Genomic DNA, 19,267 nt, shown 5'->3' on the forward strand with positions numbered 1-19,267 from the left:
TGAGGGCGCAGCCCCCGTTAGAACGTCGTTTAGCGCGTGATGCCGAACTTCCGCAGGCGCCGGTAGAGCGTCATCCGCGAGACGCCGAGCGAGGTCGCGGTACGCGCGATGTTCCAGCCGCACGCGTCGAGCGCGGCGACGAGCTCGTCGCGCTCCGGTCCCTCGCCCTCGCGGGCCGGCGGCGCGGGCGGGTGCTCCACGGCGGGCGCAGGCGCCAGCTCGGCGCGGACCGGCGCCGGGAGGCCGCGCACCGGCGCCAGCCGCAGGTCGGCGGGCTCGATGCGAGCTCCCGCGCCGACCGCGGCCGCGCGCATGATCACGTTCTTGAGCTCCCGGACGTTCCCCGGCCACGGGTGGGCGAGGAGCAGCGCCTTCGAGGCCTCCGACAGCTCGAGCCCGTCGCGGCCCATCCGCTCCTCGGCCTCTCGCAGGAACGCGCGGGCGAGGAGCGGCACGTCCTCGCTCCGCTCGCGCAGGGGCGGGATGTCCACGTGGAGCACGTTGAGGCGGAAGTAGAGGTCCTGGCGGAACCGGCCGGCCTCCACCTGGTCGTACAGGCGCCGGTTGGTCGCGGCCACCACCCGCACGTCCACGCGGCGGGGAGCGCTCCCGCCCAGCCGGACCACCTCGGACTCCTGGACGACGCGCAGGAGCGCCGTCTGCGCCTGGAGCGGGAGCTCGCTGACCTCGTCGAGGAAGAGCGTCCCGCCGTCCGCCTCCTCGAACTTCCCCGCCTTGCCCTCCCGCTGGGCGCCGGTGAACGTCCCGGGCTCGTAGCCGAAGAGCTCCGCCTCGACGAGCGCGGCGGGGATGGCGCCGCAGTTCAGCACCACGAACGGCGCGCCGGCGCGGGCGCCGCCGGCGTGGATGCCGTGCGCGAAGAGCTCCTTCCCCGTCCCGGACTCGCCGTGCAGCACCACGGGGAGATCGTTCCGCGCCGCGACCTCGGCGAGCTGGAGCGCCGCGCGCAGCCGCAGCGACTCGCCGAGGATCGCCTCGAGCCCGTAGCGCGTGGTGAGCCGCTGGCGGGCCGCCCCTCGCGCCGCGCGCGGCGCCGCCGGCGCGGGGAGGCGCAGGATCGCGCCCACCGCGCGCCGCTCGTGCGCCACCACGGAGCCGACGGCGCGCCGGCGCTCGTCCCCCGCGCCCGGCCACTCCAGCGTGAGCTCCTCGTCCCGGGAGGCCTCGCCCGCGCGCAGCGCCGCGAGGAGCCGCTCCCGCACCGCGCGCGGGAGCTCGCCGTCGTCGAGCGGGAACCGCCGGCGCGCGGCGTCGTTCTCCGCGATCACGCGCCCGCGCGCGTCGACCGCGACCACCGCCTCGCCCGTGCTCCGGGCCGCGCGCAGCGCGTGGCGCACGAGCTCCTCGCGCACCTCCTGGCGCGCGCGGAGCCGCTCCTCGATGGCCGCCGCGACCGCCGAGGCGACGACGAGCCCCTGCCGCTCCCGGGCGTCCCACGCCCCCGTCACCTGCACGATCGCCGCGATCTCGGCGGAGCCGGGCGCGAGGATCGGCGCCGCGGCGCTCGCCCAGGGGTGCCACGCCTCCACGAAGTGCTCGGACGCGAAGACCTCCACGGCGCGCCGCTCGGCGAGCGCGGTGCCGGCCGCGTTCGTGCCGGCCGCCTCCTCGCGCCAGCTCGCGCCCGGGCAGAGGTTCAGCTCGGCGAGGCGCGCGACGGTCTGCGGATCTCCGCCCACGGACAGGACCGCCCCCTCCGCGTCGAGGAGCACGAGGGCGTGGCCCGCCTCCCCGAGCTGCGCCGCGAACCGGGCGAGCACCGGGCGCGCGAGCTCGAAGGTCTCGTCCTCGCCGCGGCGGCGCAGGACCTCGCCGCTCGCGTCGAGCGGCGCGCGCCGCAACGCCGGGTGCACGGCGTAGAGATCGCGGGAGCGCGTCCACGAGCGCGCGATCTCGGGCCGGACCCCCTCCAGCCCCCCGTCTCGGAGGAAGCGCTCCCACGCACGGTCGAGGCGCCGCCGGAGTGACGAGCGGTCTGTTTCATCCGGGAGCACGAGCATCAGGGCGCACCGACGGCGGCGCGCCTCGCGAGATGGCGCGCTTCGCGGTATATCCCCCCTTACTTACAGGTTTCGCGGACGCGCGGCTCACGAAAGTGCTGCCTTACGCCTGCCCGGACCGCCGCCGTGGCGGCGCGATTCTCGCAGGCGCGGGCTCTCCGAGCCCTCACCGGAGGAGACGTGTTGCACAAGCGAACGACGGGCCTCGACCTGCGCCGCAAGATCCTGGTCGTCGCCCTGCTCCCCACCGCGCTGCTCGTCGCCGCGTTCCTCGTCGTCTTCGCCGCGCAGCGCAGCCGCATCGCCGGAGACGTCGAGCTGAGCATGGGCCGCCTCGCCGAGGAGGGCCTCACGCGCGCCGCCCGCGACCTGCGCACGCTGTGCGAGTCCGCCCATCGCGAGCTCTGGCTGCAGGTGCCCCGCAGCCTGCGCGTCGCCCGCGATCAGATGGAGCGCCTCGGCCCCCTCTCCTTCTCCTCCGAGACGGTGCGCTGGACCGCGGTCAACCAGCTCGACCGCAGCGTCGAGGAGGCGGTGCTGCCGAAGCTCCTGCTCGGCGGCGTCTGGGCGGGGCAGAACGCCGAGCCCACCCACCCGAGCCTGCTCGTGGACCGCGTGCGCGAGCTCGTCGGCGCCGAGGCCACGCTGTTCCAGCGGATGAACGAGCGGGGCGACATGCTCCGCGTCGCGACCACGGTGCCGGACGGGAGCGGCCACCGCGCGATCGGGACCTACATCCCCGCCGTCGATCCCGACGGCAAGGCGAACCCCGTCGTCTCGACGGTGCTCCGCGGCGACACGTACCGGGGGCGCGCGCGGGTGCTCGATCGCTGGTACCTCTCGGGCTACGAGCCGATCCGCGACGCGAGCGGCCGCGTCGCAGGGATGCTGTTCATCGGCCTCCGCCAGGACTCCCTCGAGGGCATCCGCGCCGGCGTCGCCGCCTCCCGCATCGGCGAGACGGGCGCGATCTACGCGCTCGGCGCGAGCGGGAACCAGCGCGGCCGCTACCTCATCCCGCCCCCCGGGCACGCCGACGGCGAGGACGCCTGGGACGCGCGGGACGCGGGCGGAGAGCCGTACGTCCAGCGGCTCGTGCGCGCCGCCATGGCGGCGAACGGCGAGACGGTGCGCGTGTCGTTCTCCCGGCCGGAGGGCGCGGGGGCCCGCGAGCGGGTCGCGGCGGTCGCCTACTTCGAGCCGTGGGACTGGGTGATCGTCGCGGAGATGGATCGGGACGAGGCCATCGCGCCGCTGCTCCAGGTCCGCTCCTCGCTCGAGACCTCGGTCGTCACGGTCGGCGGCGTCGCGCTGCTGCTGCTCCTCGCGACCGTCTGGGCGGCGCGCAAGTCGGCGGGCCGGCTCGCCGCGCCGCTCGAGGCCATGGCGGTCGCGGCCGAGCGCATCGCGGAGGGCGACGTCCAGCAGGCGGTCACCTACCGCTCGGGCGACGAGGTCGGGCGGCTCGCCGAGGCGTTCCGCGGGACGATCCGCTACCTGCAGGAGGTCGCCCGCGGCGCGGACGCGCTCGCGAAGGGCGACCTCTCGACCCCGCTCGTGCCGCGCTCCGAGCGCGACGAGCTCACCCGGAGCTTCCAGTCGGCGCAGTCCGAGCTGCGCCGGCTCGTCGAGGAGATGCGGCGGCTGGCCGACGCCGCCGTGGAGGGCCGGCTCGACGCGCGCGCCGATCCGGCGCGCCACCACGGCGACTACCGCAGGGTCGTCGAGGGCGTGAACGCCACGCTCACCACCCTCGTCGGGCACCTCGACGCCATGCCCGCGCCGGCCATGATCGTGGGTCCCGAGTTCGACATCCGGTACATGAACCAGACCGGCGCGAGCCTCCTCGGGCGCACGCAGCAGGAGCTCATCGGGACGAAGTGCTACGACAGCTACCGCAAGGGCGACTGCCGCACGGCGCGCTGCGCCTGCGCCCGCGCGATGGCGGAGGACCGCGAGGTGAGCAGCGAGACGGACGCGCACCCCGAGGGCCTCGACCTCGAGATCCTCTACTCCGCGGTCCCGCTCCGGGACGGCGCGGGGCGCGTGGTGGGCGCGCTCGAGGTCGTGACCGATCAGACCGCGGTGAGGCGCGCCGCGGACGGCCCGGGGAGCGGCGAGAGCGGCGCGGGCCCGGAGTGCCGGCCGTGCCTCGTCCGCTGAAGGACAGGGCGCCGGGCCCGGCGCGGGCGGCGCGCGTCGAGGGGCGCATCGCGGGCACCTCGCTCGTCCGGCCGGGAGACGGCGCCGCGTCGGATCTCGTCGCGCTCGAGGAGCCGCTCGAGGTGCGCATCGCCGGGGAGACGGTCGGGGTGCTGATGCGCACCCCGGGCGACGACCACCGCCTCGCGCTCGGCTTCCTGTTCGCGGAGGGGATCATCGCCTCCGCGAGCGACTTCAGCGCCGTCTACCACTGCGGCCGACCCGGGGACGAGGCGTACGGCAGCGCGATCGAGCTCGCTCCGGCGTCGGGCGCCCGCATCGACTGGGAGCGGCTCGACGGGACCCGGCGCAGCTTCGCCTCGAGCTCCGCCTGCGGCGTCTGCGGGAGGCGCGCCGTCGAGGATCTCGTGGCGGGGCTCGTGCCGCCGGACCCCATCGCGCCCGTCCCGGTGGCCCTCGTCGGGGAGAAGATCGCGGCGCTCCGCGAGCACCAGCCGGTGTTCGAGGAGACCGGCGGAACTCACGTCGCCGCGCTCTGGACGCGCGACGGCGCGCTCGTCGCCGCGAACGAGGACGTCGGCCGTCACAACGCCGTCGACAAGGTGATCGGCGCGCTCCTGCTCGCCCGCGCCGAGGCGGCCGCGGGCGCGCAGATCGCCGCGCCCGCGCTCCTCACCGTGAGCAGCCGGGCGGGCATGGAGATCGTGCAGAAGGCGGCGCGCGCGCGGGTCCCCATCGTCGCCACCGTGTCGGCGCCGACGTCGCTCGCGATCGAGCTCGCCCGGGCGGCCGGGCTCACGCTCGCCGGCTTCGTCCGCCCCGGACGCATGAACGTGTACGCGGGCGCGGAGCGGCTCTCCGGGCTGTAGCGCTCCCGCGAGGGCCACGCGCGGGCGACCGCCCGCTCCCGGAGCTTCGCACGGCCCCGGATCGCACGCTCCGGTCTGGGCATCGACGCGATCGGGCCGGTCCGCGACAATGGGGGCGCCGCTCGGGACCGGCGGAGGAGCCGGCGCGTGCGCCGGGGGGGCGCCATGAGGTGGATCATCGGCCTGGACCTTCGTCCGCGGAGCCACGGCGCGCTGCACTTCGCGACCTGGCTCACGAAGACGGTCCCGAAGAGCGACGAGCGGTTCATCGCGGTCCACGTGCTCGAGCCGGAGCACCTCCGCGCCGCGCTCAAGTACCACCACCTCGACGAGCTGATCGCGGCGGCGCGCGAGTCGGGCCGGCGCACGCTCGAGCGCGAGGGGGCCGGCGAGCGCGTCCAGGAGCTCGAGATCCTGGAGGGGATGGGCGCCGACGACGGGCTCATCGAGGCGCTCGCGCGCCACGACGCCGACGCCCTGCTCGTCGGCCGCATCGCCGGCCGTTCGGAGGCCGCGCTCGTGCGGCTCGGTCGGGTGGCGCGTCGCCTCCTGCGCCGGCTCCCGGCCCCCGTCGTCGTCGTCCCGCCGGACCTCGAGACCGCCGACATCGGGGGCGGCCCCATCGTCGCGCTGACGCGCCTCGACGAGTCGTCCACCGAGGCCTGCCGGTTCGCCGGGCGATTCGCCGCGCAGACCGGGCGCCGCCTCGTCCTGCTCCACGTGGTGCCGTACCTCGAGCTGCCGTTCCTCGCGGGCGCGTCGGTCGACGAGATCGCGCGCGAGCAGAAGCGCGCCGCCGAGGTCGCGTGCGCGGCGTGGATCGAGCGCCTGCAGCTCCACGTGGACGAGGCCGTGGTCGAGCAGGGCGACGTGCTCGATCGCGCCGACGCGATCGTCGAGGCGCGGGAGGCGCCCCTGCTCGTCGTCGGCGCGTCACGCCGCGTCGCGCTCGACCGGCTCGCGACCCCGAGCCTGGCCCGCGAGCTCGCCGCGACGGCGGCGGTGCCGGTCGCGGTCGTGCCGCCGCGCGCGTGAGGACGCCGAGAAACCGTCCACCGGCAATTCGATTCGCGCCCGGCCGCAGGAGCTCGCGGCGCTCATCCGGTCATCACCTCGCAGCCGTCGCGAGTCACGACGATCGTGTGCTCGAACTGGGCCGAGAGACTTCCATCCGCGGTGACGGCGGTCCATCCGTCGGCCAGCAGCTTCACCTCTGCTCGGCCGAGGTTCACCATCGGCTCGATGGTGATGGCCATCCCTGCCTTCAGCTTCACGCCCTGTCCCCTCGCGCCGACGTGCATCACGAGCGGCGGACCGTGCATCATCTTGCCGATGCCGTGACCGCCGTATTCGCGCACCACGCTGCAGCCTTCTGCTCGCGCGAGCTCTTCGATGGCGGCGCCGACGTCCCCGAGCCGGACGCCATGCCGCACGACCGCCACTCCCGCATCCCGGCAGCGGCGGGCGACCTCGACGATGTGCCGCGCCTCTGCGGAGACCTCGCCGATGCAGAACGTCGCCGAGGTGTCCCCGTGAAAGCCATCCAGGAGCGTGGTCACGTCCACGTTCACGATGTCGCCAGGATGCAGCCGCTCGTCGGTGCGCGGGATGCCGTGACAGACGACCTCGTTCCGGCTCGTGCAGACCGCCGCGGGGAAGCCGTGGAAGCCGAGCTGGCTCGGCTTGCCTCCCCGACGTGCCGTGTCCTCGCGCACCCAGACGTCGATGTCCGCGGTGGCAACTCCCGCGGCGAGTCGCTCGCCCACGTGCGCCAGCGTCGCCGCAGCGGCGTTCCCGGCGCGCCTCATCCGTTCGACTTCTCGTTCGCCCAGAAGCGGGATTCCCATGCTGGCAAGGCTGCCAGCAAGGTGCAGCGGCGATCCAATGCTGTCTCGGTATCGGGTCCGCTGCAGCGGGCTCGAAAATCCGCTTACGGACACGAGCTCCTCTCGAGGGCCGGCCCGTGGGCCTCGGCGACCTGACACGCAGGCCGACCTTCAGGTACCGTTCCGCTCGTGAGCCTCACGTACATCCAGTCCTTCGTCGCGGTCGCGGAAGAGGGCCACGTCGGTCGCGCCGCCCGGAAGCTTCACCTCACGCAGCCGCCCCTTTCGCGACACATCCTCGCGCTCGAGGATGAGCTCGGAACCCGCCTCTTCGAGCGGACGCCGCGCGGGATGAAGCTCCTTCCCGCCGGAGAGGTCCTTCTGTCCCACGCTCGGCGGATCCTCGCGGAAGTCGACATGGCCATCGAGCGCACGAAGGGCGCGGGCACTGGCGGGCGTTGAGGCCGCAGAGCCGACCGGGTCGAGGTCGAGGTCGACGGAAGCCCGCCCCGAGGCGCGCAACGGCGCCGCTGGGGCAGGCGCGTCCCCGCCGCGCCGGGCGCTCCGGCGCGGCGGAACGCCCGACGTCACGGGCCGCAGCGCGTCGAGTGGCAGCGGCAGCAGCTCGCGGTCCCCGACGCGGGGCTCACGAGGTACTGCCGGCCCCACACCGGCGCGTCGCCGAGGTGGCAGGCCACCCCGGAGCAGCGCTTCGTCGCCGGGTCGTACGCGGCGCCCGACAGCTCGATGGAGAGCGTCGTGCCGTCGAGGACCGCGCCGGCCGGGACGGCCTCGCAGAACCGCGAGGGCGAGACCCAGTACGGGCGCGTCGGCGTGTTCGGCGCCGCCGGCAGGCCGGCGAGCGGCGGGAGCGCGGTGCGCGGGTCGAACACGACGTCGCGCCGGCCGTTCACGTGCGTGAGCGGCAGCACCTTGCCCCGCGCGACCGGGGCGCCCCCGGCGACGTGGCAGGTCCCGCACTGCGTCGCCTTCCAGCGCGGATCCGCGAGCCGGGCGGGATCGCCGCCCGCGAGCACGTAGCTCCCGGTCGTGTCGAGCCAGTAGAAGCGAGAGGGCCCCGTCGCCGTGGGATCGGTCGTCGCGTAGTGGCAGGTCTGGCAGGTGACGGGCGCCGCCGCCTCGCCGGCCACGGCACTGCCGTGCTTGCTCGCGTGCGCCGGGCCGCCGAGACCGACGTAGTGGCCGAACTCGCGCCCCTGCTCGGTGAGGCCGATGTGGGCGTTCGCGTCGAGGGCGCCGGCGCCGCCGGAGGCGTAGCTCGGCGGGTTGCCGTGGCAGCCGTCGCACCCGAGCGCCGCGCCGGAGGTCCAGGCGGGCGCCGTCGCGTACGCGGGGAGCGCCTGGCCCGACGAGTGGCAGTAGACGCCGCTGCACCGGCCGGTGGCCGCGTCGTACACGGCGTCCGGCGCGTTCCGCGCGCGCAGGGAGCCCGTCGCCGCGCCCGCCGGCGTGAGCTCCACCTCGACCTTCAGGTCCATGTGCTTCGCCGCGTCGAGCGGGTGGCAGTTGCCGCAGCCGAACTGGTAGCCCGAGGCGCCGCCCGGCGCGTAGGCCTCCAGGATGCGGAGATCGCCGTATTGGGGCACGTCCGGCGTCGGGAACGCCGCGTGGGCGAGGTGGGCGCCGTTGGCGGGCGGGACCCCGTGGCAGGCGCCGCACTTGCCCGTCGCGTCGAGCTTGCCGTCGATGTGATGTCCGCCCTCGACGTCGATCGAGCCGTCGGGCTTCACGGTGTCGGGGTGACAGCCTGCGCATCCGGTGGGGGAGGAGGTCGGGTGCGGCGCAGGCGGCGGCGCACCGTGGCAGGTGCCGCAGGCAGCCTGCGTGCCGTCGACCCTCGTCCAGATCGGGGTCGTGTTCTTGCCGCCCGCGGCGAGCGTCTGGCCGTGGCAGTAGTTCGTGCACGTGAGGGCGCTCGGGTCGAAGCCCGCGATCGCCTCGCCCGCCGTGGCGAGCGGGCCCCACGCGAGGTCGACCGTGCCGTTCGAGTGGATCGTCTCGGTGGGCACGACGTGGCAGTCGCTGCACCTCAGCGCCTTGCGCAGCGTGCCGTCCCGCACGTGCGCCTGGTGCGCGCCGACCGCGCGGGCGGTGGTCGCCGTCTCGAGGTGGGTGCCGATCGGCGGCGCGGGGTTGTCCGTCGAGCCGTGGCAGGAGCTGCACGTCATGCCGGCCACGTCGACGTTTCCGTCGATGTGGCGGCCGCCGGCCACGTCGATCGTGCCGTCGATCGCGACGGTGAGCGGGTGGCAGGAGTTGCAGAGCGGGTTGTCGGGGTGGTTCGTGGTCGGCGGGCTCCCGTGGCAGGTGCCGCACGCGGCCTGCGTCCCGTCCACCTTCGTCCAGGTCGGCGTCACGAGCGAGCCGCCCGCGGCGAGCGTCTGGCCGTGGCAGTAGTTCGTGCACGTGAGCGTCGTCGCGTCGAAGCGCGGGACCGCACCGTTCTTCGAGGCCAGCGTCCCCCAGGTCAGGTCGGCCGTGCCGTTCCGGTGCGTCGCGTCGGAGAACTGATGGCACGCGTCGCAGGTCATCGCCTGGAAGAGCGCGCCCTCGCGCACGTGCGCCTGGTGCGCGCCGACGGCGCGCGAGGTGGTCGCCGTCTCGCCCTTCGTGCCCACCGGCGGCGCCGGGTTCGCATCCGAACCGTGGCACAGGCTGCACCCGCCCGAAACCTGGACCGCGCCGTCGATGTGCCGTCCGCCGGCCACGTTGATCGTGCCGTCCGGGTTCACCGTGTCCGGGTGACACGCCGCGCAGTCCGCGCTCTGCGGGTGATTGCCGGCAGGCGGAGCGCCGTGGCAGGTGCCGCACGCCGCCTGCGTACCGTCCACCTTCGTCCAGGTCGGGGTCGTGTTCTTGCCGTCCGCGGCGAGCGTCTGCCCGTGGCAGTAGTTCGTGCACGTGAGCGTCGTCGCGTCGAAGCGCGGGACCGCGCCGTTCTTCGAGGCCAGCGTCCCCCAGGTGAGGTCGGCCGTGCCGTTCCGGTGCGTCGCGTCGGAGAACTGGTGGCAGGCGTCGCAGGTCATCGCCTGGAAGAGCGCGCCCTCGCGCACGTGCGCCTGGTGCGCGCCCACCGCCCGTGCCGTGGTGGCCGTCTCGCCCCTCGTGCCCACCGGCGGCGCCGGGTTCGCATCCGAGCCGTGGCACAGGCTGCACCCGCCCGAAACCTGGATCGCGCCGTCGATGTGCCGCCCGCCGGCCACCTTGATCGTGCCGTCCGGGTTCACCGTGTCCGGATGACACGCCGCGCAGTCCGCGCTCTGCGGGTGATTGCCGCTCGGCGGCGCCCCGTGGCAGGTGCCGCACGCCGCCTGCGTCCCGTCTACCTTCGTCCAGGTCGGGGCGGTGTTCTTGCCGCCCGCGGCGAGCGTCTGGCCGTGGCAGTAGTTCGTGCACGTGAGGGTCGTCGCGTCGAAGCGCGGGACCGCACCGTTCTTCGAGGCCAGCGTTCCCCAGGTGAGGTCGGCCGTGCCGTTCCGGTGCGTCGCGTCGGAGAACTGGTGGCAGGCCTCGCAGGTCATCGCCTGGAAAAGCGCGCCCTCACGCACGTGCGCCTGGTGCGCGCCCACGGCCCGTGCCGTGGTGGCCGTCTCGCCCTTCGTGCCCACCGGCGGCGCCGGGTTCGCGTCCGAGCCGTGGCACAGGCTGCATCCGCCCGAAACCTGGATCGCGCCGTCGATGTGCCGCCCGCCGGCCACGTTGATCGTGCCGTCCGGGTTCACCGTGTCCGGGTGACACGCCGCGCAGTCCGCGCTCTGCGGGTGATTGCCGCTCGGCGGGGCGCCGTGGCACGAGCCGCAGGGGGTCGGGCTCGTGGACACGACGGTCCACGTCGGCACCGTGGCATTCCCGCCCGCCCCGAGCGTCGCGCCGTGGCAATAGGTCGAGCTGCAGGTCGCGCCGTTCCAGACCGGCGTCGTGCCTCGCGAGGCCAGGCCCGTGAACGGCATCGAGACGGTGCCGTTCGCGTGCTCGGTTCCGAGATCCGTCACGAGCGCGTGGCAGTCGCTGCACGCGAACGCCTTGCGGATCGCGCCGTCCACCACGTGCTTCTGGTGCGCGCCCACCGGCCGCTGGGTCGTCAGCGTCTCGCCGCGCGTGCCGAACGGCGGCGCCGGGTTGACGCCCTGCCTGCCGTGGCAGGCCGTGCAGCTTCCGCGGCCCTCCACCTGCACGATGCCGTCGATGTGCTGGCCGCCGGCGACGTCGATGCCGCCCGTCGCGAGCACGGTCCCCGGATGGCAGCGCGCGCAGTCGGTGGCCTGCGGGTGCGGCAACGGAGGCGGCGCGCCGTGGCAGGCGTTGCACGCGGTCGGGCCGTCGGACACGGCCGTCCAGACCGGCGCCTTCGCCGTGCCGCCCCCGAGCGCGAGCGTCGCGCCGTGGCAGTAGGTCGAGCTGCAGGTCCCGCTGGCGCGGGTCCACTCCGGGGCGGTTCCCTTCGCGGCGAGCGCGCCCCAGGCGAGGTCCACGGCGCCGTTCGAGTGCAGCGGCACGGTCGGCTCGACGTGGCACTCGGCGCAGCCCACGGCCTTGCGAATGCTTCCGTCGCGCACGTGCTGCTGGTGCGCGCCGACGGCGAGCTCGGAGGTGGCGGTCTCCCCGTGCGTGCCCGCGGGAGGCGCGGCGTTCACGCCGTCCGTGCCGTGGCACATCGTGCAGGTGAGCGGCGCGAGGTCGAGGTGCCCGTCGATGTGCTTGCCGCCGGCGACGTCGATGGCCGAGCCGTCGGCGGTCAACGTGCCGGGGTGGCAGCGGCCGCAGTCGGTCCGCTGCGGGTGCGGCAGCGGCGGAGGCGCGGCGTGGCACGCGCCACACGAGGCCTGCCCCTCGCCGACCCGGGTCCACACGGGCGCGGTGAGCTGGCCGCCGCCGAAGGACAGCGTCGCGCCGTGGCAGTAGGTCGCGGCGCACGTCGCGGTCGCGGGGCTGAACGACGGGCTCGCGCCGTCCGCGGTCGCGAGCGCGCCCCAGGTGAGCTCTGCGACGCCGTTGGCGTGGAGCGCCGCGGTGGGAACGACGTGGCAGTCCGTGCAGCCGAGGCGCGCGCGGACCGCGCCGTCCCGCAGGTGCGCCTGGTGCGCGCCGACCGCGAGGCTCGTCGTGGCGGTCTCGCCGGCGGTCCCGATGGGGGGAGCCGCGCTGGTCGCCGAGCCGTGGCACGTGTTGCACTCGAGCGCCTTCACGTCGACCTTGCCGTCCACGTGCGTGGCGGCGACCACGGACGAGGCGGTGTAGCCGAGGTGGCAGCGCCCGCAGTCGGGGTTCTGCACGTGGGGTGGCGGCGGAGGGAGCCCGTGGCACGCCCCGCAGGCAGCCTCGGAGGCGCCGCGGTTCCAGACGGGCGCCACGTGAGCGCCGCCGCCCATCGTCCCGCCGTGGCAGTAGGTGCCGCTGCAGGTCGCGGTCTCGCGGGTCCAGCGGGGTGACGCGCCGCCCATGACCGCGACCGCGCCGAAGGTCACCTTCTCCCGGCCGTTGTCGATGTGGCCGGGCGCGTCGACCGTCTGCGGGACGACGTGGCACGCGGAGCACGCGATCGGAGCGTGCAGCGGGCCGCCGCGCACGTGGACCTGGTGCGCGCCCACGACGGGGTCGCTGGCGTCGCGACCGCCCGTGACCGACAGCGGAGGCGCCGCGTTGTCGGCGCTGCCGTGGCAGCGCGAGCAGGTCGCGGGGTCGGGATCACCGTGGACGCTCCGCTCGTTACCGCAGGCGAGCGGACCGGCCGAGATCGCGGCGACGCACAGCAGCAGCGCAGGTAGGCGCGGCGGCGCCAACGAACCCAGTCCGGACTGCATGACGGAACCCTCCCCTACTCGTAGGATCCGGAACTTAGGTGCTGTCGCAAGATCTCAGGTGACTGCGATCAAGCGACGTGCCGGACGGATGGGGGCTTCCCCCTCCGGCATTGCGCTTCACGGCGCGCACGACGGTATGCGCGCGCGCCTCGCGCATGCCCCTCACTCTTGCTTGCTGTGGATCAACACGCCTCGCGGTGCCCGGGTGTGCGCGCCAGCGCGCTCCCGGGGTCGAGCAGTCTCCGAGGGCGCCTGGAGGCGGGATTCACGAATCGTGTTTTCCGCGAGGACGAGGTCGAGGTCGCCTTGACGGCCACCGTCCTGCGGGCCGGGGTGGGCGGCGCTACGGGTTCTCGAGCAGGAAGCGCTCGATCTCGCCCACGTCCTCGTTCGTGAGCGCGAGGTCCGCGGCCGCGACGAAGCCGTCCACCTGCTCCGCGCTGCGGGCGCCGACGATCGCGCCGGTGACGGCGGGGTGCAGCAGCGTCCACGCGACCGCCGCGGCCGCGGCGGTGGTGCCGTGTCTCGCGCCGATCCGGCCGAGCAGGCCCTGCAGCGCGAGGTTGCGCGAGAGCCGCGGTTCCTGGAAGTCGGGGTTGCGCCGGCGCCAGTCGTCCTCCGGGAACGCCTCGACGCGGGCGCGCGTCATCTTCCCGGTGAGGAGGCCCGCGCCCATCGGCGAGTAGGCGATGACGCCGATGCCGTCCTCGCGGCAACAGGGCAGGAGATCCTGCTCGACGTCGCGGTGGAGGAGCGAGTAGCGCGGCTGGACCGACGTGACCGGCGCAACGTCGCAGGCGCGGCGGAGCTGCTCGCAGTCGTAGTTCGAGACGCCGACGAAGCGGACCTTCCCCTCCTGCTTCAGCGCCGCGAGGGTGGACCAGCCCTCGTCCATCTCCGCCGGATCCTGGACCGGCCAGTGGATCTGGTAGAGGTCGATCGCGTCCACGCGGAGGCGCCGCAGGCTCGCCTCGCACTCGCGCCGGACGGAGTCGGCGCGCAGCGAGCGGCCGATCTTCCCGCGCTCGTCCCATACCATCGAGCACTTCGTGAAGACGTACGGCCGGCGCGCCACGCCCTCGAGCGCGCGCGCGACGACCTCCTCGGAGTGGCCGAGGCCGTACACCGCCGCGGTGTCGATCCAGTTCACGCCGCGGTCGAGCGCGCGGCGGATGGCGGCGATGGAGGCGGCGTCGTCCTGGGGCCCCCAGGCGAACTCCCACTGGCCGCCGCCCACCGCCCAGGCCCCGAAGCCGAGCACCGTGACGTCGAGGTCCGAGCTGCCGAGGCGACGGGTCTTCATGCGCGCTCCCGCAAGAGGGTCCGCGCATGTTGATGACGGAGCCGGGCCGCGGCTGTCACGCGCCCGGGTGGAGCGCGCGCCTGGAGCGGGCAGCCCGGCAGGCGGCGCGGGCCGGAGCGCTCCGGCCCGCCCGCCGCGGGATCAGCAGGTCAGCAGCCGAGCTTCTTGAAGAAGTCGTTCCCCTTGTCGTCGACGAGGATGAAAGCCGGGAAGTTCTCGACCTGGATCTTCCAGACCGCCTCCATGCCCAGCTCGGGGAAGTCGATGCACTCGACCTTCTTGATGTTCTCCTCGGCGAGCACCGCGGCGGGGCCGCCGATGGAGCCGAGGTAGAACCCGCCGTGCTTCTTGCAGGCGTCGGTGACCTGCTGGCTGCGGTTGCCCTTCGCGATCATCACCATCGACGCGCCGTGCGACTGCAGCAGGTCGACGTACGAGTCCATGCGCCCCGCCGTCGTCGGGCCGAACGAGCCGGACGGCTTGCCCGGCGGGGTCTTCGCCGGGCCGGCGTAGTAGACGGGGTGGTTCTTCAGGTACTCGGGCACGCCCTTGCCCTGATCGATGAGCTCCTTGAACTTCGCGTGCGCGATGTCGCGCGCGACGACGAGCGTGCCGGTGAGGAGGAGCGGCGTCGAGACCGGGTGCTTCGTCAGCTCGGCCAGGATCTCCTTCATCGGGCGGTTCAGGTCGACCTTCACGCCGTGCTCGTGCTTGCCCTTCTTGTACTCGAGCGGGATCAGCCGCTCCGGGGCGTGATCGAGCTCCTCGATCCAGACGCCCTCCTTGTTGATCTTGGCCTTCACGTTCCGGTCGGCGGAGCAGGAGACGGCCATCGCCACCGGGCAGGACGCGCCGTGGCGCGGCAGGCGCACGACGCGGACGTCGTGGGCGAAGTACTTGCCGCCGAACTGCGCGCCGATGCCGAGCCCGTTCGCCGCCTCGAGCAGCTTCGCCTCGAGCTCGGTGTCGCGGAACGCCACGCCGTGCTCGTTGCCCTTCGTCGGCAGCCCGTCGTAGTAGCGCGTCGACGCGAGCTTCACCGTCTTGAGGCACTGATCGGCGGAGGTGCCGCCGACGACCACCGCGATGTGGTACGGCGGGCAGGCCGCCGTGCCGAGGTGGCGCATCTTGTCGACGAGGAACTTCTCGAGCTTCTCGGGCGTGAGGAGCGCCTTCGTCTCCTGCCAGAGCTGGGTCTTGTTGGCCGAGCCGCCGCCCTTGGTGACGAAGAGGAACTTGTACTCGGCGCCGTCGGTCGCGTAGAGGTCGATCTGCGCGGGCAGGTTCGTGCCCGTGTTGACCTCCTTGTACATGTCGAGCGCGGCCGTCTGGGAGTAGCGCAGGTTCTCGGTGGTGTACGTGGCGTAGACGCCCTTCGAGAGCCACTCCTCGTCCTTCGCGCCGGTCCAGACCTGCTGGCCCTTCTTCGCGACGATCGTCGCGGTGCCGGTGTCCTGGCAGATGGGCAGCTCGCCGCGCGCGGCGATCTCGGCGTTGCGGAGGAACGCGAGGGCCACGCCCTTGTCGTTCTGCGAGGCCTCGGGGTCGCCGAGGATCTTCGCGACCTGCTCGTTGTGCGAGGGCCGCAGGAAGAACGAGACCTCGCGGATCGCCTCGCGGGCGAGCCGCTCGAGCGTGGACGGCTCGACCTTGAGGACCTCCTTGCCGTCGAAGCTCGCCACCGACACGCCGTCGCGCGTGAGGAGGCGGTACTTCGTCTCGTCCTTCGAGAGCGGGAACGGATCCTGGTATTGGAAAGCTGGGGTCGCCATCGCCTTTCCTTCTCCTTGGGCTGCGGCGTAAGTGCCTGGGCGCAAAAGAGAACCACAGGTCGGCCGCGCGTGTCGACGGCGGCGAGCCCGCACGCGCGCCGCGCAAGCGGACGGCTCGGGTCCAGAAATCGTGCCGGCGCGTCACGATGACGCGTCGCCGGCGGGCCTCGTGATCAGAGGGACCGGGCCCGCGCCGCCACGTAGCCGGCGGTCACCACGTCCATCGAGCCGGTGTGAGAGACGAACCAGCGGGGGACCACCTCGAGCAGGTATCGGCGCAGCCGCGCCGTGTCGCCGCTCCGGCGGTACGCGGACGCCTCGGCGTCCATCTCCGCGAGCACGCGGTCGTGCTCGCTCTTGTGCGGCAGGTACGCGGGGAAGCCGGTCTCCCGCATCACGGCCTCCTCGTGGAGGAAGTGCTCCCGCGTGTGCACCGCGAGGACCGCGAGCCGCTCGAGGATGCTCTCGACCGCACCCTTCCCGTCCCCGTGCGCCGCGAGCGCCAGGCCGAGCTCCTCGAGGAGCCGGAACTCCTCGGCGTGGTCGCGGTTCATGAAGGGGAGCGGCAGGTCGGGAAGCTGGCTCGGGTCGACGTAGGGCATTCGCGGAGGTTCCTCGAGGTGAGCGCCGCCGGCGATATAACCGGCGCTCCCCTGCTCCGCGAGAGGGTGCTGCTCATCCCCGCCCGGGCGGTCGCACGCTCGCGCGCTCCGGGAGGGGCGGCCCACCGACCTCTCGAGCGGGGCTCAGCGAATGGCGCCCGCGGCGCGCGCCCGGCGCAGGCCGCGCGGCACGAGCCAGCGCTCCGCGAGATCGAACAGCGCCTGCGCGGCGAGCGCGAGCAGGGCGGCGGGGATGGCGCCCTCCAGGATGAGGGGCACCGAGGCGAGCCGCACGCCGGTGAGGATCGGCTGTCCGTAGCCGCCGGCCCCGACGAGCGCGCCGAGCGTGGCGGTGCCCACGGCGATCACCGCCGACGTCTTCACGCCCGCCAGGATCGCGGGGGAGGCGAGCGGCAGCTCGACCAGGCGGAGGCGCGCGCCCGGAGGGAGCCCGAGCGCCGCCGCCGACTCGCGCAGCTCGAGCGGGATCCCCGTCAGCCCGGCGTGCGTGTTCCGCACGATGGGCAAGAGGCCGTACAGGAAGAGGGCCGCGACCGCCGGCCGGGCGCCGATGCCGAGGAGCGGGATCATCATCACGAGCAGCGCGAGCGAGGGCACGGTCTGGACGACGCCCACCGCGGCGAGCACGACGCGGCCCACGCCCGGCCGGCGCGCCGCCACGACGCCGAGCGGGACCGCGAGCGCGATGGCGGCGAGGAGCGCCACCGCCACGAGGGCCACGTGCTCGCGCGTCCGGCGGAGCACGCGGGCCGTCCGGCCCTCCTCCTCCGGCGCGGCGGCGACGCCGAGCGTGGCGCGCAGGAACTCGCTCGCGACGCGGGCGGGCGCGACGCCGTCGAGCTCGGCGCGCGCGTTCAGCGCGATCATGGCGGCCGCGTCGATCCGGCCCTCGAGCCGCCGGATCGCCTCGAGCGCCGCGGGCGCGCGCCGCTCGAGGTCGAGGCGGTAGAGGTACACGGCGTCGTAGGGCGGGAAGGCGTGGAGATCGTCCTCGAGCACCACCAGGTCGTGGCGGCGGATCTCGGGGTCGGTCGAGTACAGGTCCGTCACGTCGATCTCGCCGCCCGCGAGCGCCGTGTACGCGACCTCGTGCTCGAGCCCCCGCACGTCGCGCTGCGGCAGCCGGTAGCGCGCGCGCAGCGCCGGCCAGCCGTCCCCGCGGTCCATGAACTCGTTCGTGAAGCCGAGCCGCAGCCGCGGCGAGCGCGCGAGGTCCGACACGCGGGAGATCCCGAGCTCGGCGGCGCGCGCGCGCCGCATCCCCAGCGCGTACGTGTCCTCGAACCCGAGCGAGCGGGTCATGCCGACGCCGCGGGCGGCGAGCGCCGCCCGGAGCGCGGCGGGATCGCCGGCCGGCACCGCGCCGCCGAGGAGCTCGCGCGCGACGGTCCCGGTGTACTCGGGGTAGAGGTCGACGTCCCCACGGACGAGCGCCTCCCAGACGACGCGCGTGCCGCCGAGCGCCGCGCGGTGCTCCGCCGGGACGCCCGCGTCCCGGGCGAGCTCCACGGCCAGCTCGCCCAGCACGAGGGACTCGCCGAACTGCTTCGACCCGACCGTCAGCGAGCCGCCGGTGGCGGCGAGCGCGAGCGCCCCCGCGAGCGCGGCCCCCATCACGGCGCGGCCCCCGCGGGCAGCCCGAGCGCGCGCTGCGCGTGGACGAACCGCGCGACGAACGGATCCGCCGGGGTGCGCACGAGCGCGTCGAGGGATCCGCGCTGGAGGACCCGGCCGTCGCGGAGCAGCACGAGCTCGTGCGCGAAGAAGACGGCCTCGGCGAGGTCGTGCGTGACGAGCAGCACGGTCTTCCCCAGCGAGGCGAAGATCTCGCGCAGGTCGGCCTGGAGGTCGGCGCGCGTGATCGGATCGAGCGCGCCGAGCGGCTCGTCGAGGAGGAGGACCTCCGGCTCGAGGAAGAGCGCCCGCATGAGGCTCACGCGCTGGGCCTGGCCGCCCGAAAGCTCGTGCGGGAAGCGCGCGAGCGCCTCCGCCGGGAAGCGCGTCAGGGCGGCGAGCTCGCCGAGGCGCGCCGCGACGCGCGCCTCCGGCCAGCGGAGGTGGCGCGCGACGAGCGCCGCGTTCCCGCCGGCGGTGAGGTGCGGGAAGAGCCCGCCGCCCTGCACCACGTACCCGAGGCGGCGGCGGGCGGCGTGGTCCTCGGGGCGCAGCGGCGCGCCGCGAAGGCGCACCTCGCCCCGATCGGGCGCGACGAGGCCGAGCACGAGGCGGAGGAGCGTGGACTTCCCCGCGCCGCTCGGACCGATGAGGGCCACGGTGCGGGCCGCGGGCACCGCGAGGGAGACCGGCCCGAGCCCCTCCGCGCCGTACCGCTTGACGACCTCGCGGAGCTCGATGGCCGGTGCACCCTCGGTCGATTGAGCCGCGCGCATCCTGCCGTCCCCGCTAACCGCGGCCGCGCACGCTTCCAGGGCTCTGCCGGGTCGTCGGGGCGTACGCATCGTAGGGGGCGAAGGGGGACGGGATGCCCACGAAGAGCACCACACGGAAGGCGAAGGCGGACCTCCGGGCCGGGAAGCGGCCCTCCACGGCGGCGGGCGAGTTCGTCCGCGAGGAGATGGAGCACATCCGCGAGGGGAAGCACGGGGCCCGCTCGTCGAAGCAGGCGATCGCGATCGGGCTCTCGAAGGCCCGGCGGGCGGGCGTGCCCCTGGCGCCGCCGAAGAAGGGCACGACGAGCGCGCGCACGCGGCGCTCCGCGCAGCGTGACGCCGAGGTGGGACAGGGCAAGCGCAAGCCGCGCGCGCCCTCGCGCCGGAGGAGCGCCGCCGCGAAGGGCGCGCTGAAGCGCGAGGGGCGCGCGGCCGCGTCGAAGCGGTCGCTGTCCGCGCAGGCGAAGCGCGCGGCGCG

At 74.6% G+C, this 19,267-nt stretch carries 13 protein-coding genes; 5 read left to right on the plus strand and 8 right to left on the minus strand.

The features are described 5' to 3' along the window. Nucleotides 1-29: 29 nt before the first annotated feature. Nucleotides 30-2,021, minus strand: coding sequence for a sigma-54-dependent Fis family transcriptional regulator (locus MNZ39_RS13545; protein WP_242339338.1), 1,992 nt, complete (start codon nt 2,019-2,021; stop codon nt 30-32). A 183-nt stretch (nt 2,022-2,204) separates the two neighbouring features. On the opposite strand from MNZ39_RS13545, the gene MNZ39_RS13550 reads away from it, so the two are divergent. The 3 genes from MNZ39_RS13550 (at nt 2,205) to MNZ39_RS13560 (ending at nt 6,088) form a co-directional block, all read left to right on the plus strand. After that, nucleotides 2,205-4,184, plus strand: coding sequence for a Cache 3/Cache 2 fusion domain-containing protein (locus MNZ39_RS13550; protein WP_242339340.1), 1,980 nt, complete (start codon nt 2,205-2,207; stop codon nt 4,182-4,184). After that, entirely contained in the window at nt 4,169-5,053 is an 885-nt protein-coding gene (gene fdhD / locus MNZ39_RS13555; RefSeq protein WP_242339342.1) for a formate dehydrogenase accessory sulfurtransferase FdhD, read from the plus strand. The genes MNZ39_RS13550 and fdhD overlap by 16 nt, the downstream gene beginning before the upstream one ends. Nucleotides 5,054-5,218: 165 nt before the next feature. Further along, the gene (locus tag MNZ39_RS13560) at nt 5,219-6,088 is read left to right on the plus strand and encodes a universal stress protein (protein ID WP_242339344.1); all 870 of its coding nucleotides are present in this window, start codon (nt 5,219-5,221) and stop codon (nt 6,086-6,088) included. A gap of 62 nt (nt 6,089-6,150) precedes the next feature. Here MNZ39_RS13560 and map read toward each other — a convergent pair whose 3' ends face one another. After that, nucleotides 6,151-6,900, minus strand: coding sequence for a type I methionyl aminopeptidase (gene map, locus MNZ39_RS13565; protein WP_242339346.1), 750 nt, complete (start codon nt 6,898-6,900; stop codon nt 6,151-6,153). Nucleotides 6,901-7,068: 168 nt separating this feature from the next. On the opposite strand from map, the gene MNZ39_RS13570 reads away from it, so the two are divergent. Continuing rightward, the gene (locus tag MNZ39_RS13570) at nt 7,069-7,341 is read left to right on the plus strand and encodes a LysR family transcriptional regulator (protein WP_242339348.1); all 273 of its coding nucleotides are present in this window, start codon (nt 7,069-7,071) and stop codon (nt 7,339-7,341) included. Between the two features lie 125 nt (nt 7,342-7,466). Here the strand turns inward: MNZ39_RS13570 and MNZ39_RS13575 are convergent, their stop codons facing one another. From MNZ39_RS13575 to MNZ39_RS13600, 6 genes are all read right to left on the minus strand, one after another. Then, a complete protein-coding gene (locus MNZ39_RS13575; RefSeq protein WP_242339350.1) occupies nt 7,467-12,701 on the minus strand; it encodes a CxxxxCH/CxxCH domain-containing protein in 5,235 nt (1,744 codons plus the stop codon). A 343-nt stretch (nt 12,702-13,044) separates the two neighbouring features. After that, the gene (locus MNZ39_RS13580; protein ID WP_242339352.1) at nt 13,045-14,004 is read right to left on the minus strand and encodes an aldo/keto reductase; all 960 of its coding nucleotides are present in this window, start codon (nt 14,002-14,004) and stop codon (nt 13,045-13,047) included. Nucleotides 14,005-14,153: 149 nt separating this feature from the next. Continuing rightward, nucleotides 14,154-15,776 carry a fumarate hydratase gene (locus MNZ39_RS13585; protein WP_242339354.1) on the minus strand — a complete coding sequence of 541 codons (1,623 nt, stop codon included), beginning with the start codon at nt 15,774-15,776 and terminating at the stop codon, nt 14,154-14,156. Between the two features lie 173 nt (nt 15,777-15,949). After that, nucleotides 15,950-16,378 carry a bacteriohemerythrin gene (locus MNZ39_RS13590; protein ID WP_242339356.1) on the minus strand — a complete coding sequence of 143 codons (429 nt, stop codon included), beginning with the start codon at nt 16,376-16,378 and terminating at the stop codon, nt 15,950-15,952. Between the two features lie 144 nt (nt 16,379-16,522). Next, the gene (locus tag MNZ39_RS13595) at nt 16,523-18,013 is read right to left on the minus strand and encodes a glycine betaine ABC transporter substrate-binding protein (RefSeq protein ID WP_242339359.1); all 1,491 of its coding nucleotides are present in this window, start codon (nt 18,011-18,013) and stop codon (nt 16,523-16,525) included. Next, nucleotides 18,013-18,789 (minus strand): ATP-binding cassette domain-containing protein, encoded by a 777-nt coding sequence (locus MNZ39_RS13600; RefSeq protein ID WP_242339361.1) that lies wholly within the window; start codon nt 18,787-18,789, stop codon nt 18,013-18,015. The genes MNZ39_RS13595 and MNZ39_RS13600 overlap by 1 nt, the downstream gene beginning before the upstream one ends. A gap of 92 nt (nt 18,790-18,881) precedes the next feature. Here MNZ39_RS13600 and MNZ39_RS13605 point away from each other — a divergent pair. Then, a partial coding sequence (locus MNZ39_RS13605; protein ID WP_242339363.1) for a DUF6496 domain-containing protein occupies nt 18,882-19,267 on the plus strand: 386 nt, incomplete at its 3' end.

Origin of the sequence: Anaeromyxobacter sp. SG66 (genome assembly GCF_022690805.1) — a bacterium.
Taxonomy (GTDB): Bacteria; Myxococcota; Myxococcia; order Myxococcales; family Anaeromyxobacteraceae; genus Anaeromyxobacter; species Anaeromyxobacter soli.